Origin of the sequence: Microbacterium sp. Clip185, from assembly GCF_028743715.1 — a bacterium.
Classification (GTDB): domain Bacteria; phylum Actinomycetota; class Actinomycetes; order Actinomycetales; family Microbacteriaceae; genus Microbacterium.
In genome coordinates, this window is record NZ_CP117996.1 from 2,679,301 (window position 1) to 2,693,896 (window position 14,596).

Below are 14,596 nucleotides of genomic sequence, written 5' to 3' on the forward strand. Positions count from 1 at the left end.
TACCCAAGTTGCGTCGCAGTTGCGCAATGGCGACACCTTTCCGCATCCGCGACAGTGAACGACTGTGGCGGATGCGGAAAAGTGTGGCGTCAACGCGCGGCGGGAAGCCCGTGGACACCCACCGAGGGCACGAAGTATCACCCGAGGCGGCGGCGTCTGTCGAGTCGAGCGATCGGTTCCGGCGCACCCTTTAGCGTGGTCGGACCCGAAGGAGGACCATGCTCGACAACCCCTGGGCGCGCTTCGCCCTGATCCTGGCCATCGCCCTCGTCGCCGCCGCACTGGTGACGGTCGCAGCGACCGTTTCCACCCGACTCACCGGACGGCGGAAGTCCTGGCCGGCCGGCCTCGTCCGCCGCGCGCGTGCCCCCTTCAGAGCCCTCGCGTTCCTCGTCGCGGCCTGGATGTCCGTCGCGGCCGCGTTCCCGCTGCGGGAGTGGCGTCCGGTGCTCGACCAGGCGTTCACGATCCTCGTCATCGGCGCGACGGCATGGCTGCTGGGCGCTCTCGTCGCCTTCACCACCGATCTCACCCTGGGCCGCTACCGCATCGACGTGCCCGACAACCGGCTCGCCCGCCGCATCCGTACCCAGACGCTCATCGTGAAGCGACTCGCGATCGTGCTGATCGTCGTGCTCGCCATCGGCGCAGCCCTGCTCACCTTCCCGGCCGTGCGGGCGGTGGGCGCGAGCGTGCTGGCGTCGGCGGGCATCGCCTCGATCGTGGCGGGGCTGGCGGCGCAGTCCGTGCTCGCCAACATCTTCGCGGGACTGCAGATCGTGTTCAGCGATGCCCTGCGCGTCGATGACGTCGTGGTGGTCGAGGGCGAGTGGGGTCGGGTGGGCGAGATCACCCTCAGCTATGTCGTGCTGGATCTGTGGGACGAGCGCAGGCTCGTACTGCCCTGCACATACTTCACCACCACGCCGTTCCAGAACTGGACCCGCCGCGGCTCCGAACTGCTCGGCGCCGTCGAACTCGACCTGGATTGGCGCGTCTCCCCCGCGCGGATGCGGGAACATCTCGACGAGGTGCTCGCGCACACCGACCTGTGGGATGGCCGCGCCAGCGTGCTGCAGGTGACCGAGGCGACCGGCGGCTACGTGCGCGTGCGCATCCTGGTCACGGCACGGGATGCGCCGACGCTGTTCGACCTGCGCTGCCTGGTACGCGAGGCGATGGTCACCTGGACTCAGGCCGCCATGCCGGCGGCCCTGCCCGTCCAGCGGGTGCTCATGACGGAGCCGGGCGGTGCAGCCGTACAGACGCACGAGCCGACACCCCAGGATGCGGGACTGTTCACCGGCAGTGCCGAGGCCGAAGCTCGTGCCGACACCTTCACACAGGCGATCCCCGTCGTCTCAGGCGGGGGCGAATCGCCTCAGAGCTCGAAGTCCACCGCGACGCGCGACGAGACGACCGAGCGCACGTAGGTGACGACCTCCTGGTGCGCGGGGTGATCGATGTACTCGCGCAGACCTTCGACGTCGTCGAAGTCGGCGACGATCGCCACATCCCAGTTCTCGCCGCCGAGCACGTCCGCACCCACGGAAATCGCGCGGATGCTGGGAACGACGCCGTCGAGGGCGAGAAGCCGCGTCTTGATGCCGGCAGCGTCATCGACGCGCTGATCGGCGTCGGTGGCGGCGAGCTTCCAGGCGACGATGTGGCGGATGGTCACAGTGATGCTCCTTCGGGGCGAGTGGCGTCCTCGACGGCGGCACGCAACCGCTCGGGGTTCACGCGCCAGTACGCGTGCAGGTCGTCGTCGATCATGACGACGGGGATCTTCTCGGCCCACTGCTGGTGCAGCGCCGCATCTTCGAGGATGGACTTCTCCTCGAGCCGGATCTGGTCGGCCGCCTCGTCGGGGAGTTCGGCAAGGACATGCTCGATCACCCCGCGCGCGACGTCGCAGAGGTGGCAGCCTTCTTTGCCGATGAGCGTGATCGTTCTCACGCTTACATCCTAAATCGGGTATACGACCTCAGGACTCGACCGGGTAGCCCGCGGCGATCCACTCTCCCGTACCGCCGTCGACGTTCGTGACCTCGTATCCGCGGGCTTCGAGCGCCTGCACGACGCGGGCCGAGCGGCCGCCCATCTGGCAGATGACGTCGAACGGCCCCTCGGGCAGGCGATCCAGGTTGTCGCCGATCGTCGACATCGGAACGTTGACCGCACCGGGGACGTGGCCGGAGGCGAACTCCTCCACCTCGCGCACATCGATGAGAGGAACGCCCTCGCGCTCGCGCAGCTGCTGCACCGTGATCGAATTCATGTCACCAGGCTAGACCGCAGACACGAAGCGCCCGTCCAGGGGACAGGCGCTTGTGTCGATGCCGCTTACTTCTTGTTGCGGCGCTGGTGGCGAGTCTTGCGAAGCAGCTTGCGGTGCTTCTTCTTCGCCATGCGCTTGCGGCGCTTCTTGATGACAGAACCCACGGAAAACCTCACTGGTCGGCGGTCTGGGCGCAGGATGACCTGCTCCCGGGAACGAGGCACCGAAAAAATGCCTCGGATAAGTCTAGCCGACGTCGGCGATCGGCCGCTGCACGGCCTCTGTGACGGCGGATTCGGGCACCCGGTAGCTGCGTCCGAAGCGCACGGCGGGCAGTTCGCCAGCGTGCACGAGACGGTACACCGTCATCTTCGATACGCGCATGATCTGCGCCACTTCGGCGACGGTGAGAAAACGCACATCGGGCAGCTCAGCCATGTCCCATCCTCCCCCGGGGTTCAGCACACTCTAGGGCGATGCAGAGACGCGTGTAAACCGGAGTGACGCGTGTGACGAACACGGTGGTCGTCAGCGACTGCGCTTGCCGAACGCCGCCGCGACCGCACGGTTGACGGATGCGGCCGCACGGCCGACCGCTGCGGCCGCGTTCGCGGCCGGTTCCGGGAGTGTCGAGACGAAGGCGGCCGCCGCATCCTCGTCCTCCGTAAGGAAGGGCATGAGCCAGGCGTCGACCTCGTCGAGCGGCTCGCGCGACAGGCTGTAGTAGCGGTGCTGGCCCTCTTCCCGCACCGACACGAGGTCGCTCTCGCGGAGCACCTTGAGGTGCTTCGACACCGTCGGCTGGCTCACGCCCAGCTCGCTCACGATGTGCGAGACGCTCGTGCCGTCTTCTCCGGATGCCGAACGGTCCAGCAGAAGACGCAGGATGTCGCGCCGGGTCGCGTCCGCGATCACACCGAAGATGTCCGCCATGCGCCTTAGGTTAGTCGGGCTCCGAGCGGAGTACCATGACACGCGTTCCGGTCGCTGACCGCTCCGCATCTCCGAAGGGTCCCACGGATGACGTCCGACTCGGCGAGCTCAGCGACGCGACGCCGGCTCAGCGCGCTGTGGGAGCGCATCAGCGACGCCGCCAAGACCTTCACGACCTCGTCGCCTGCGCGATTCGCGGTCCTGATCTTCTCCGGCCTCATCCTGCTGTTCACGGCGCTCCTGTCGCTGCCCGCAATGGCGGCGAACGGCCGGGTGACCCCGCTCGCGGACGCGCTGTTCACCGCGGTGTCCACCATCTGCGTCACGGGCCTGTCGACGGTCAACATGGGCTCGCACTGGTCGCCGCTGGGGCAGGTCGTCATCTACATCGGCGTCAACGTCGGTGCCCTCGGCGTGCTGACTCTCGCCTCGATCCTCGGACTCATCATCTCCCGCAGGCTGGGGCTGCGCGCGAAGCTCATCGCCGCCGGCGACAGCAATCCGATGCGGGTGCACGGCGGTCCCGTCAACGAGGGACAGACCGTGCGTCTCGGCGAGGTGGGCGCGCTGCTTCGCACCGTCGCACTCTCGACGCTCGTGATCGAGGCGGGGCTCGCGATTCTGCTGTACCCGTCGCTGCTGGCCGGCGGAGTGGACCCGATCACGGCACTGTGGGAGGCACCCTACTTCGCCGCGATGTCGTTCACGAACACCGGCTTCACCCCCAACGCCGACGGCCTCGCGCCGTTCTCGCAGGACTACCTGTTCATGTCGGTGCTGATGATCGGCGTGTTCCTGGGATCCATCGGTTTCCCGGTGATCTTCACGCTGTGGCGCCACCAGTGGCACGTGCGCCACTGGTCGCTGCACACCAAGCTCACCCTCATCACGACCGTCATCCTGTTCTTCGCCGGCGCCGTGGTGTTCGTGACCCTCGAGTACGACAATCCCCACACGTTCGGCGGAATGGATGCGTGGGATACGACCTTCCAATCGCTGTTCCTCTCGGCGATGACGCGCTCGGGCGGCTTCTCCGTCATCGACATCGGCGACCTGCACGGCTCGTCGCTGCTGGTGGGCTCCATGCTCATGTTCGTGGGCGGCGGGTCGGCGTCGACGGCGGGGGGCATCAAGGTCACGACCCTCGCCGTGCTCGCCCTCAGCGTCTGGTCGGAGGCCAAGGGACGCCCGTCGGTGCAGGCGTTCGGCCGCCGCATCCCGAGCGACGTACAGCGCGTCGCTCTCTCGGTCGTCGCGTGGGGCGCCACGATCGTCGCCCTCTCCACGATCACCATCGCCCAGATCACGAAGGCGGATGTGGACAAGGTGCTGTTCGACGTCGTGTCGGGCTTCGCCACGGTCGGACTGTCGACCGGACTCACGAGCGACCTGCCTGATCCGGCCGTGTACGTCCTGGCCGCCACGATGTTCATGGGCCGCGTCGGTACCGTGACCCTGGCGGCGGCGGTCGCCGCATCCTCCCGCTCACAGCTCTACTCGCTGCCGGTCGAGCGCCCCATCGTCGGCTGAGTGGCGCGGCTCATCCTTTCGGATGAACCGCCCCGACGAAGGATCGAAACCGCCCCGATCGCCGTCTTCACGCGCGCGCCGTCGCCTACCGTGAGGGCATGACGAAGCTGCTTGCGCACCTGCTCATGCCGATCGTCGCCGCCGTGGCGTTCGGCGCGTGGCTCGCAGCGGAGAGCCCCAGGCTTCTCACCTCTGCCGTTCCGATGCGCGATGAGACGTTCACGACGAGCCCGTACGCACTGCTGTGCGCGATCGGCCTCGCCCTCGCGCTCGCGCTGACCCGGTGGCGCCCGGCGTGGAGCCTGACGCTGATCGGCCTCGTCCTCGCCGCCCAGCTCTTCTTCTGGCCGGCACGCTTCAGCCAGACCGCATGGACGGCCTACCTGATGCTGCTTCCCGTCGCCTACGTGGTGGCGTCACGCGCCGTCGAACGACGCCGCCTCCTTCTCGGCGCCCTGCTCACCGAGGCCCTCGTCGTCGTCGCGCTGCTGACCGTGCCCGCTCTGTCGTTCTCCGGCGCGGAAGGGACGATCCACGGCAAGTCCTGGCCCTCGATCGAAGCGGCGCAGAACATGGGGTGGTGGTCCGCGCTGACTCTCGCCGCGACCGCCGCGCTCTGGCGCGCGGGAAGCCGCCGACGCCGACGCGCATCGGTGCCGCAACCCTCGGCGGGCGAGCTCCAGGACGAGGGGCTCGAAGCTCTCTCGACGCGCGAACGCGAGGTGTTCCGCCTCGTCGCGCGCGGGCTCTCCAACAGTGCCGTCGCTGCAGAGCTCGTCGTCTCCGAGGCCACGGTCAAGTCACACCTGAGCGCCACACTCGCAAAGCTGGGGTTGAGCTCGCGCGGCGAGCTGATCGTCTACGCGTACGAACGAGGAGTCGTCCGCCCCGGCGCGATCTGAATCGGGGTCACGGTCGATGCGAGCTGAGCGATCGCCGTAATCTGTTGCCCATGGTTGAGAAGCTCCGCAACGACGCCCCCGTGCTCGTGATCGGCCTCGGTCGCTTCGGCGCCGCCTGTGCGGGCGAGCTCGACCGGCTGGATCGCGAGGTGCTGGCGATCGACGACAACCTCGATCTGGTGCAGAAGTGGTCGGAGCGCGTCACCCACACGGTGCAGGCGGATGCGCGCAACATCGAGGCGCTCACCCAGGTGGGTGCCGCGGACTTCCAGGTGGCGGTCGTCGCCGTCGGCTCGTCGATCGAGGCATCCGTGCTCATCACCGCGAACCTCGTCGACCTGAAGGTCCCGCAGATCTGGGCGAAGGCCGTCTCGCAGTCGCACGGCAAGATCCTCGCTCGCGTCGGCGCCAACCACGTCATCTACCCCGAGCGGGAGGCCGGCGAGCGCGTCGCGCACCTGGTGAGCGGTCGGATGTTGGACTTCATCCGCTTCGACGACGACTTCGTGCTCGCGAAGATGTACCCGCCGCGCTTCATCCGCGGCGTCGGTCTCAACGAGTCCGGCGTGCGCACCAAGTACAAGGTGACGGTGGTCGGTGTGAAGAGCCCCGGTAAGCCGTTCCGCTACGCCGAGGCCAACACGGTCGTCACCAACCACGACCTCATCATCGTCTCGGGAACGAACAGCGACATCGAGCGCTTCGCCTCGCTCGACCGCTGAGGCTCAGCCTCCTGCGGCGAGCTCGATGATGTCGGCCAATGCGTCGGGCTGTGAGAGGAACGGCGAGTGGCTCGTGTCGAGCCGCGGCGCAGCGGAGCCCGACCGTGCGGCCAGCGCCTCCTGGGCCGGCAGCGGGAAGATCGCATCCTGTTCGGTGATGACGTAGGTCGTCTCCCTGTCACGCCACGCGACCGAGGTGACCGGATCGCTGAACGAGCGCACCGCCTGGGGCAGCAGCTTGGCGCTCGCGGCGGCGGCCGCATCGGGCGAGACGTCGGCGAAGAAGAGCTCGCGGGGTGGACGCGACTCGTCGCCTGCGGTCGCGAGCAGCCCGTCGACGTGCCACCAGTCGGGCTCGACCCCACCGACCGCCGCGAGCAACGACTCCCCCTCGTCGAGCACGAAGGCCGCGACGTACACGATGTGCTGCACGTTCGACGCGTCGGCCGCCTGAGTCACCGGCACGCCGCCGTAAGAGTGCGCGACGACGACGACGGGCCCACCGACGGCGCCGATCGCCGCACGGACCGCATCCGCGTCATCCTGCATCCCGAGTCGTTCCTTGTGCGGCGCATGCACGGTCGGCAGGTCGATCGCCCGTACCTCCCACCCACGCTCCGTCAACACGCGACTGAGCTCATCCCAGCACCAGGCGCCGTGCCAGGCACCGTGAACCAGCAGCAGGGTCGGTCGTACAGACATCATCGTCTCGCTCTCATTCGGGTCGGCGCGTGCTTGACCGCGCCGCAGACGAGGCTCACGATAGGAACACTCGCGGGGACCGAGCAGTGGCGCTCGGCGAAAAGAGGTGTCGATGGGCGAAACCCCCTCCGGCGTGCGCGTACGGGGTACGACTCGCGGCCTGGCGCCCGGGGACGACTACGACCATTTCTGCGACAGCCTCGCCTCCGTCTACGTCGGTGTGCAGCCGCGCCGCCCGGCGCTCGACCGGTTCGACGCGGACTTCTCGCTGTACCGCGCGGGGCCTACCGATATCGGGGTGATCTCGACACCCGGCGTGAATGCCCGGCGGGACCGGGGCTCGATCGCGCGGATGCCCGATGACGCCGTCTTCATCAATCACAGCCTCAAGCCGTGGGGGCTCTCACAGCGCGGCCGGACCTGGGATGTGGCCGCTCGCTCCGCCACGGTGCTCGAGAATGCGCTGCCCTTCGACGTGCTCACCGACAAGCGGCGACGACTCGACCTCGTGACCGTCCGCATCCCGCGCGACCAACTCGCCCCGCGCACCCTGCGAGAGCTCCCGTCGCTGGGCGACCGGCTGGCGCGCACGCCGCTCGGAGCGCAATTGGGCGCGCAGGTGGGATTACTGGCGCACGCCGCGAAGGCCGACCTGACGAGAGTCGCCGCCTCGATGAGCCGCAGCGTCATCGAGCTGCTCGATGCGTTCGCCGTCGACGACCCCGACCCCGCGGCGCCTGTGCGAGCGGACGCGCTGCGGACGTATGCCCGCTCCCGGCTCGGCGACCCGCACTTCGATCTGGCCGCCATGGCGCGCGCGTTCGGATGCACCCCTCGCACCATCCAGAACGCGTTCGCGCGGGACGGCGACACCTTCTCGGGATGGCTCCGGGCGGAGCGGCTGGACCGGGCGCGCGAGGAACTGGGCGGCGCAGGACGTGGCCGATCCCTCGCAGCGATTTCCCGCTCGAGCGGATTCGCGGATACGGGGACCTTCCACCGCGCCTATCGCGAGCGGTTCGGAACCACGCCCGGCGCCGACCGCTGAGTCTCAGCCCTCGGCGGCGAGCTCCTTCGCGCGGGCGAGCGCTGCATCGGTCGCCTCGGCGAAGATCTGCTCGAGGCGGGCGTCCTGCAGCACGGCGACGGCCCGCTCGGTCGTGCCCTTCGGGCTCGTGACGCGGCGGCGCAGCTCGGCCGGGTCCTCGCCGGTGGCATCCAGCAGGGCCGCGGCACCGATGAAGGTCTGCTCGGCCATGAGGCGCGCCGTCTCAGGGTCAAAGCCCTTGCCGACCGCGGCTTCGGTGAGCTTCTCGATGAGTAGGAAGACGTAGGCCGGCCCGGAGCCGGAGATGGTGGACAGCGCGTCGATCCGGTCCTCTGCCACCTCCACGACCGCGCCGACCGTCTCGAAGACGGAGCGGACGACGCCCATCGCCCGCTCGTCGGCGCGCGAGCCCCGGGCGATCCCCGTGACGGCCTTGCCGACCACGGCCGGGGTGTTCGGCATCGAGCGGACGACGACCGCATCCGGGCCCAGGATCCGCTCGAACGTGGCGATCGTGACGCCCGCGGCGAGACTCACCACGATGGCGCCCGGACGCAGATGAGGACCGATCTCGGCCAGCAGGGCGGGGACCATCCCGGGCTTCACGCCGATCAGCACGACCTCGGCGGATGCGGCCGCGGCGGCGTTCGCGGCGGCGTCGTCCTCGAGCGCGAGCGAGCGGATGCCGGCGGTCGCGAGACTCTCCGCCTTGGCCCGACTGCGGTTGGTGACCACGACCTCTCCGGCACGCCCGGAGGCGATGACGCCCTGGGCGATCGCGCCGCCCATGGAGCCGGCGCCGAGGATCGCGAGAGGGGGAAGCTGACTCATTTTTCCACCCTACGACCCGGGGGCGCTCCAGGCGCCCGGACTATCATCGGAACGGCCGGGGCCGCGATGTGCCCCCTCCTGGAGGCGTCCATGATCGAACCCACCAGCCCCCTGTTCGACGGCATCACCGCCCGACAGGTGGACACAGCACGTATCTCCGCGCGCGTTCTGCTGCGCGACGGCGATCGCAGCGACACACCCGCCGAGCGCACGGTGGTTCTCCTGCACGGCCTGTTGTCGTCGTCGCTGATCTGGCAGGAGTTCATGGAGGATCTTCCGAGCGACCTGCGCGTCGTCGCGGTCGACCTGCGCGGGTTCGGCGGCACGGAGTCGCTGCCGGTCGATGCCACCCGCGGGGTCGGGGACTTCGCCGACGACCTGCACGCCGTGCTCGACGCCCTCGAGATCCGCGCGGCGCACCTCGTCGGCACCGATCTCGGCGCATCGGTCGCGGCGCAGTACACGCTCGACGGGCATGGTGCCCTGTCGCTGACGCTGCAGGCTCCTATCTCCCCCTACGGGCTGGGCGGCACCCGCCTCGACGGCAGCCGCCTCACCGATGACGGCGCGGGAACCGGCGCCGCGACCGCGAATGCGGAGTTCGTGCGCCGGCTGACCGCCCGCGACAAGAGCGACGAGTCGCCCGCCTCGCCGCGGAACGTCTTCCGCGCCGAGTTCGTCTCGGAGGCGTATCGGACGGCCCGCGAGGATGTCTGGGTCGACGCGATGCTCTCCACCTCCACCGCCGGCGGCAACTACCCGGGCGACACCGTGTCGAGCCCGAACTGGCCGGGAGCCGCATCCGGCGATCTCGGCGTGCTCAACGCGCTCGCCCCGGCCCACTTCGACCAGTCAGCGCTCGCGCACCTCGGCGCACGCACCCCGGTGCTGTGGATCCACGGCGAGCTGGATGCGATCATCTCCGATGCCTCGTTCCTCGACCCGGCCCACCTCGGCTCGCTCGGCATCCTGCCCGACTGGCCGGGTGAGGCCGACGCGCCGAGCCAGCCCATGGTGTCGCAGACCAGGGCCGTCCTGGATGCGGACGCCGCGACCGGTGCCGACGTGCGTGAGTTGGTCGTCGAGGGCGCCGGTCACCTCGTTCACCTCGAGCGCCCGGCCGCCGTGCGCCAGGCGCTGCTGGAGGTCATCGGATACATCGGGCACGCCCCGAACCCGGCGCCTCCCACCGAGACCATCGTGCTCAAGTCCTCGGACTGAACGCCGCCACGGGGGCAGACTTGCTCCATGGAGTCAGACTTGCTCCATGGAGTACTGCGTCTTCACCGAACCGCAAGAGGGATTCGGCTACCGGGACCAACTGGCATTCGCACAGCGCGCGGAAGAGCTCGGGTTCGACGGGTTCTTCCGCTCCGACCACTATCTGCGGATGGCCCCCGGCGACCCGTTGCCCGGACCCACGGACGCCTGGACGACTCTCGCGGGCCTGGCGCGGGAGACCTCCCGCATCCGGCTCGGCACGCTCGTCTCCTCCGTCACCTACCGCGTTCCGGGGGTGCTCGCCGTCCAGGTCGCACAGGTCGACGACATGAGCGACGGCCGGGCGGAGCTGGGGCTCGGAACCGGATGGTTCGCCCAGGAGCACGCCGCCTACGGCATCCCCTTTCCCGACAAGCGCTTCGGGATGCTCGAGGAGCAGCTCGAGATCCTCACCGGGATGTGGCGGACCCCGGTCGGCGAGACGTTCTCCTTCCACGGCGAGCACTACCGGCTCGACGAGAGCCCGGCACTGCCGAAACCGGTGCAGGAGCGGGTGCCGGTCATCGTGGGCGGCGGCGGGCCGCGACGCACTCCGGCCATCGCGGCGCGCTACGCGAGCGAGTTCAACATCGGCTTCGCGACCGACGAGGTGATCGCGGAGAAGTTCGGCACCGTGCGCGCCGCCTGCGAGAGCATCGGACGCGACCCCGGGAGCATCAAGCTCTCGGTCGCGCTGCCGACCATCGTCGGGCGCACCGCGCCCGAGCGCGAGCGGCGCGCAGCCGCGATCGAGACGGATGCGGCGAGCTTCGACAACGGCGCCAACATCATCGGAGAGCCGGCCGCCGTGCTCGAGCGGGTCGAGCGACTGCGAGCGCTCGGTGCGGATCGCGTCTACTTCCAGCTCGTGGACATGCGCGACCTCGACCACCTCGACCTTCTGGGCTCCGAGGCGCTCCCCCAGCTGCCCCGGTGAGGGTGGCGGCGCGTCAAATCCGCCACCCTCAGCCACCTCAGCTCAGCTGCGCCGAGAAGAAGTCCCACATGACGGCGTTCGCGTCGACGAGATCGGTGGTGGCGCCGAGCACCGAGGCGTAGCCCGCCTGGGTCTCGAGCGCGCGCCCGGGCCAGGTGTGTCCCATGCCGTCGATGACGTACGACACCACCGGGCCCGCTGCGCAGTCGGCGTAGGTCGTGACGCTCACGCCCGCGGTCGGGGCATCGACGCTCGGCTCTCCGCATCCGTCGATCGCAGCCCACCGTTCGACGGCGGTCTGCACGCCGTACTGCCAGTACCCCGCACCGCCGCCGTCATAGGGGTTGATCGGATCCGCCGTGCCCGCGAAGCTCAGCACGGGCGTTCCCGACGCAGGGTCGCACGTCGCGGGATCCGGCGCCCAGCTGCCGTCGCTCTGCTCGGTCGGCACCCCGGCGCGCAGACCGTCGACGGGGGCGATGGCATCGAACAGCCCGGGCCGTTCGCACGCGGTCGCCGAGATCATGCGCCCGCCGCCCGAGTACCCCGTCGCGAACACGTCGTCCACGCACCCCTCGGTCTTGACCCGGTCGACGAGGTCGGCCAGGAAGTTCACATCGTCGGCACTCTCGGTCGGCGTGCCCACCTCGGCGGTCGTCACGACACCGGGGACGTTCCACGCCCAGAGGCCGTCGGCGTTGCCCGGCACCGACCCCTGCGGCACGACGAGGACGAAGCCCTCCTCGGCGGCGGTCTGCTGCAGTTCGCTGACGCCGAGGATCAGATCAACGTTGTTGTTGGAACCGTGGAGCGCGAACACGGCCGCAGCCGGGTCGGCTCCCTCCGGCATGAACACCGAGACATGACGCTCGGCACCCTCGAACGTGTAGTCCAGATCCGTGCGCCCCGGCTCCCACGCCGGCGCACAGGACGCCGACGGCGTCGGCGCGGCTTGCGGTGCGGTGTCGGCGGCGCATCCGGCCGCGGCGAGCGCGGCCACCGCAACGGCGGTCACCGCCAGGCCGCGACGCAGTGACGTGCGGTTCTCGGTCATGGAGTCTCCCTCTTCTTCACTGATGACGGAGGCCGGGGTGACAACAAAAAAGACCCGGAGCACGACGATGCGATTCGTCGGTCTCCAGGTCTTGCCCTTGCGGTAACAACCCCGTACCCGTGCCTCTGCTGCGAGGCTCTTCGAGCGTAGCGGGAAGTGAAAGGGCTTCAGCGACGCGCTGTGAAGAACGCCTGCAGCTGCGCGGATGCGGCCTGCTCAGCGACCCCACCGACGACCTCGACGCGATAGGGCAGGCGACGATCGCGCAGCAGGTCGTACATGGACCCCGCTGCTCCCGCCTTGTCGTCCCACGCACCGAAGACGACCCGGTCGATGCGCGCCTGCAGGATCGCGCCCGCGCACATGACGCACGGCTCGAGCGTCACCACAAGGGTGCAGCCGCTGAGGTTCCAGGACCCGATGGATGCGGCCGCCCGCCGCAACGCCAGGACCTCGGCGTGGCCGGTGGGGTCGCCCGTGAGCTCGCGCTCGTTGCGCGCCTCGGCGACCGTCCGCCCGTCCGCATCGAGAACCACTGCACCGACGGGCACGTCGCCGTCCGCGGAGGCGTGCTGCGCCAGCATCAAAGCCCGCGTCATGGCAGCCTCGTCCGCGGTTCGGGTGGGCAGATTCACCCGGCCAGACTAGCTCCGCGGCCCGCATCCGCGTGACGTAACCTGGACCCATGCGCCTGCACGTCGCCGACCACCCGCTCATCACGCACAAGCTCACGGTGCTGCGCGACAAGAACACTCCCTCCCCGGTGTTCCGTCAGCTCACGGAAGAGCTGCTGACCCTCCTCGCATACGAAGCCACGCGCAACGTGCGGGTCGAGGAGCTCGAAATCGAGACGCCGGTCACCTCGACGACGGGCGTGCGCATCTCCGAGCCGCGCCCCCTCGTCGTGCCGATCCTGCGCGCCGGTCTCGGCATGCTCGACGGGATGGTGAAGCTGCTGCCCACGGCCGAGATCGGCTTCCTCGGCATGGCGCGCAACGAGGAGACCCTGCAGCCGTACACCTACGCCGAGCGTCTGCCCGACGACCTCAGCGACCGCCAGTGCTTCGTGCTCGACCCGATGCTCGCCACCGGCGGATCGCTGGGCGCGGCGATCGACTTCCTCTTCGCCCGCGGCGCGCAGGACGTCACCGCCATCTGCATCCTCGGCGCGCCCGAGGGCGTCGCCAAGATCGAGGAGCTCGTCGGCGACCGCGACGTCACCCTCGTGCTCGGCGCGCTCGATGAGCGCCTCAACGAGAAGGGCTACATCGTGCCCGGTCTCGGCGACGCCGGAGACCGCCTGTACGGCACGGTCTGAGAAGGCCTCAGAGCCACTTCTTCTTCCGGAAGATCACCCAGAGCGCGACTGCGAACACGCCCATGCCGCCGACGGCGAGCGGGTAGCCGTACTCCCAGTGCAGCTCGGGCATGTTCTCGAAGTTCATGCCGTAGATGCCCGCGATGAGTCCGGGCGCGAAGATGATCGCCGCCCACGACGAGATCTTCTTGATCTCGTCGTTCTGCGCGAGGCTCGCCTCGGTCTGACGGCGGGCGACGAGGGCCGAGTGCACCGTCAGTGCCTTGTCCAGCAGCGCACGGAACCCCTCGATGCGGTCCGCGATGCGGATCACGTGGTCGAGCACGTCGCGGAGGTTGCGCTGCACCTCGAGGTCGACGTCGTACTTCTCGTAGCCGCGGCGCAGCCACTCCAGCATCCCGGCCATCGGCTGCACGGCACGCCCGAAGCTGATGACCTCCCCGAAGAGCTCGTAGATGCGGCGCGAGAGAGCGTCGTCGTCGCTATCGCCGAACAACTGGTCCTCGATCTCGTCGATGTCGTTCTCGATACCGGCGACGACAGGCTCGTACTCGTCGACCACACGGTCGAGGATCGCGTAGAGCACGGCCTCCGGCCCCAGCTCCAGCAGCTCCGGCTGGCGCTCGAGCCGCTGCCGGACGGCTGCGAGGTTGGGCGATTCGGCATGACGGATGGTCACCACGAAACGTGGACCCACGAAGAGGTGCAATTCGCCGAAGTCGACGTGCTCCAGCTCGTCGTCGTAGTGCGCGGGCCGCAACACCACGAAGAGGGTGTCGCCGTACCGCTCCACCTTGGAGCGCTGGTGACCCTGAAGGGCGTCCTCGACCGCCAGCGGGTGCAGGCCGAACTCCCCCGCGACGCTCGCGAGTTCTGCGGGACCGGGTCGGTACATCCCGATCCACGCGAAGCCGTCGTGGGCGTCGAGCAGCTCGTAGGTCTCGTCGAGGCTGCGCGGGGTCTCCACGCGGTGCCCCTGGACGTAGATGGCGTTGTCGATCAGGGTCATGAGGTTCTCCGGTGTTGCGGGCGCGACGAGGCGCCAGAGGATGTGGGTGCGCTCTCCGCCAGGGCGCGG

Annotated in this window: 19 protein-coding genes; 8 read left to right on the forward strand and 11 right to left on the reverse strand. The window is 69.3% G+C overall.

Annotated features, from left to right (window positions below; translation table 11 throughout):
- Positions 1-218 precede the first annotated feature (218 nt).
- Entirely contained in the window at positions 219-1,433 is a 1,215-nt protein-coding gene (locus tag PQV94_RS12995) for a mechanosensitive ion channel family protein (protein ID WP_274286222.1), read from the forward strand.
- On the opposite strand, the gene PQV94_RS13000 is transcribed toward PQV94_RS12995, so the two are convergent.
- The 6 genes from PQV94_RS13000 to PQV94_RS13025 all read right to left on the reverse strand — a co-directional run bounded on the left by PQV94_RS13000 (position 1,382) and on the right by PQV94_RS13025 (position 3,214).
- Entirely contained in the window at positions 1,382-1,681 is a 300-nt protein-coding gene (locus tag PQV94_RS13000) for a Dabb family protein (RefSeq protein ID WP_274286223.1), read from the reverse strand. The two genes, PQV94_RS12995 and PQV94_RS13000, sit on opposite strands and share 52 nt — an antisense overlap.
- A complete protein-coding gene (locus PQV94_RS13005) occupies positions 1,678-1,959 on the reverse strand; it encodes a glutaredoxin family protein (protein WP_274286224.1) in 282 nt (93 codons plus the stop codon). The genes PQV94_RS13000 and PQV94_RS13005 overlap by 4 nt, the downstream gene beginning before the upstream one ends.
- Positions 1,960-1,987: 28 nt before the next feature.
- Positions 1,988-2,281, reverse strand: a complete 294-nt coding sequence (locus PQV94_RS13010) for a rhodanese-like domain-containing protein (RefSeq protein ID WP_243233133.1) — start codon at positions 2,279-2,281, stop codon at positions 1,988-1,990.
- A gap of 65 nt (positions 2,282-2,346) precedes the next feature.
- Positions 2,347-2,445, reverse strand: coding sequence for a 30S ribosomal protein bS22 (locus PQV94_RS13015; protein ID WP_003792170.1), 99 nt, complete (start codon positions 2,443-2,445; stop codon positions 2,347-2,349).
- An 82-nt stretch (positions 2,446-2,527) separates the two neighbouring features.
- The gene (locus PQV94_RS13020) at positions 2,528-2,719 is read right to left on the reverse strand and encodes a helix-turn-helix domain-containing protein (RefSeq protein WP_137417931.1); all 192 of its coding nucleotides are present in this window, start codon (positions 2,717-2,719) and stop codon (positions 2,528-2,530) included.
- A 90-nt stretch (positions 2,720-2,809) separates the two neighbouring features.
- Entirely contained in the window at positions 2,810-3,214 is a 405-nt protein-coding gene (locus PQV94_RS13025; RefSeq protein WP_274286225.1) for an ArsR/SmtB family transcription factor, read from the reverse strand.
- A gap of 87 nt (positions 3,215-3,301) precedes the next feature.
- On the opposite strand from PQV94_RS13025, the gene PQV94_RS13030 reads away from it, so the two are divergent.
- The 3 genes from PQV94_RS13030 (at position 3,302) to PQV94_RS13040 (ending at position 6,368) form a co-directional block, all read left to right on the forward strand.
- Positions 3,302-4,744 carry a TrkH family potassium uptake protein gene (locus tag PQV94_RS13030; RefSeq protein ID WP_274286226.1) on the forward strand — a complete coding sequence of 481 codons (1,443 nt, stop codon included), beginning with the start codon at positions 3,302-3,304 and terminating at the stop codon, positions 4,742-4,744.
- 98 nt (positions 4,745-4,842) lie between these two features.
- Complete coding sequence (locus PQV94_RS13035) at positions 4,843-5,646, forward strand: response regulator transcription factor (protein WP_274286227.1); 804 nt, start codon at positions 4,843-4,845, stop codon at positions 5,644-5,646.
- A gap of 50 nt (positions 5,647-5,696) precedes the next feature.
- On the forward strand, positions 5,697-6,368 hold the full coding sequence (locus PQV94_RS13040; protein WP_137417935.1) for a potassium channel family protein: 672 nt from the start codon (positions 5,697-5,699) through the stop codon (positions 6,366-6,368).
- Positions 6,369-6,371: 3 nt separating this feature from the next.
- Here the strand turns inward: PQV94_RS13040 and PQV94_RS13045 are convergent, their stop codons facing one another.
- On the reverse strand, positions 6,372-7,070 hold the full coding sequence (locus PQV94_RS13045) for an alpha/beta hydrolase (protein WP_274286228.1): 699 nt from the start codon (positions 7,068-7,070) through the stop codon (positions 6,372-6,374).
- A gap of 112 nt (positions 7,071-7,182) precedes the next feature.
- Here PQV94_RS13045 and PQV94_RS13050 point away from each other — a divergent pair, with 112 nt between their 5' ends.
- The gene (locus PQV94_RS13050; protein ID WP_274286229.1) at positions 7,183-8,118 is read left to right on the forward strand and encodes an AraC family transcriptional regulator; all 936 of its coding nucleotides are present in this window, start codon (positions 7,183-7,185) and stop codon (positions 8,116-8,118) included.
- Positions 8,119-8,121: 3 nt separating this feature from the next.
- Here the strand turns inward: PQV94_RS13050 and proC are convergent, their stop codons facing one another.
- Positions 8,122-8,949 carry a pyrroline-5-carboxylate reductase gene (proC, locus tag PQV94_RS13055; RefSeq protein ID WP_274286230.1) on the reverse strand — a complete coding sequence of 276 codons (828 nt, stop codon included), beginning with the start codon at positions 8,947-8,949 and terminating at the stop codon, positions 8,122-8,124.
- Positions 8,950-9,039: 90 nt separating this feature from the next.
- On the opposite strand from proC, the gene PQV94_RS13060 reads away from it, so the two are divergent.
- A complete protein-coding gene (locus PQV94_RS13060) occupies positions 9,040-10,170 on the forward strand; it encodes an alpha/beta fold hydrolase (protein ID WP_274286231.1) in 1,131 nt (376 codons plus the stop codon).
- Positions 10,171-10,216: 46 nt separating this feature from the next.
- Positions 10,217-11,146, forward strand: a complete 930-nt coding sequence (locus PQV94_RS13065) for an LLM class F420-dependent oxidoreductase (protein ID WP_274286232.1) — start codon at positions 10,217-10,219, stop codon at positions 11,144-11,146.
- Between the two features lie 37 nt (positions 11,147-11,183).
- Here PQV94_RS13065 and PQV94_RS13070 read toward each other — a convergent pair whose 3' ends face one another.
- Positions 11,184-12,200: an alpha/beta hydrolase family esterase gene (locus PQV94_RS13070; protein WP_274286233.1), complete on the reverse strand. Its 1,017-nt coding sequence runs from the start codon at positions 12,198-12,200 to the stop codon at positions 11,184-11,186.
- Positions 12,201-12,367: 167 nt separating this feature from the next.
- Positions 12,368-12,835 (reverse strand): tRNA adenosine(34) deaminase TadA, encoded by a 468-nt coding sequence (tadA, locus tag PQV94_RS13075; protein WP_274286234.1) that lies wholly within the window; start codon positions 12,833-12,835, stop codon positions 12,368-12,370.
- Between the two features lie 50 nt (positions 12,836-12,885).
- Here tadA and upp point away from each other — a divergent pair, with 50 nt between their 5' ends.
- Complete coding sequence (gene upp, locus PQV94_RS13080; protein WP_137417940.1) at positions 12,886-13,518, forward strand: uracil phosphoribosyltransferase; 633 nt, start codon at positions 12,886-12,888, stop codon at positions 13,516-13,518.
- A gap of 7 nt (positions 13,519-13,525) precedes the next feature.
- Here upp and PQV94_RS13085 read toward each other — a convergent pair whose 3' ends face one another.
- Positions 13,526-14,527 (reverse strand): magnesium and cobalt transport protein CorA, encoded by a 1,002-nt coding sequence (locus tag PQV94_RS13085; protein WP_274286235.1) that lies wholly within the window; start codon positions 14,525-14,527, stop codon positions 13,526-13,528.
- Positions 14,528-14,596 lie beyond the last annotated feature (69 nt).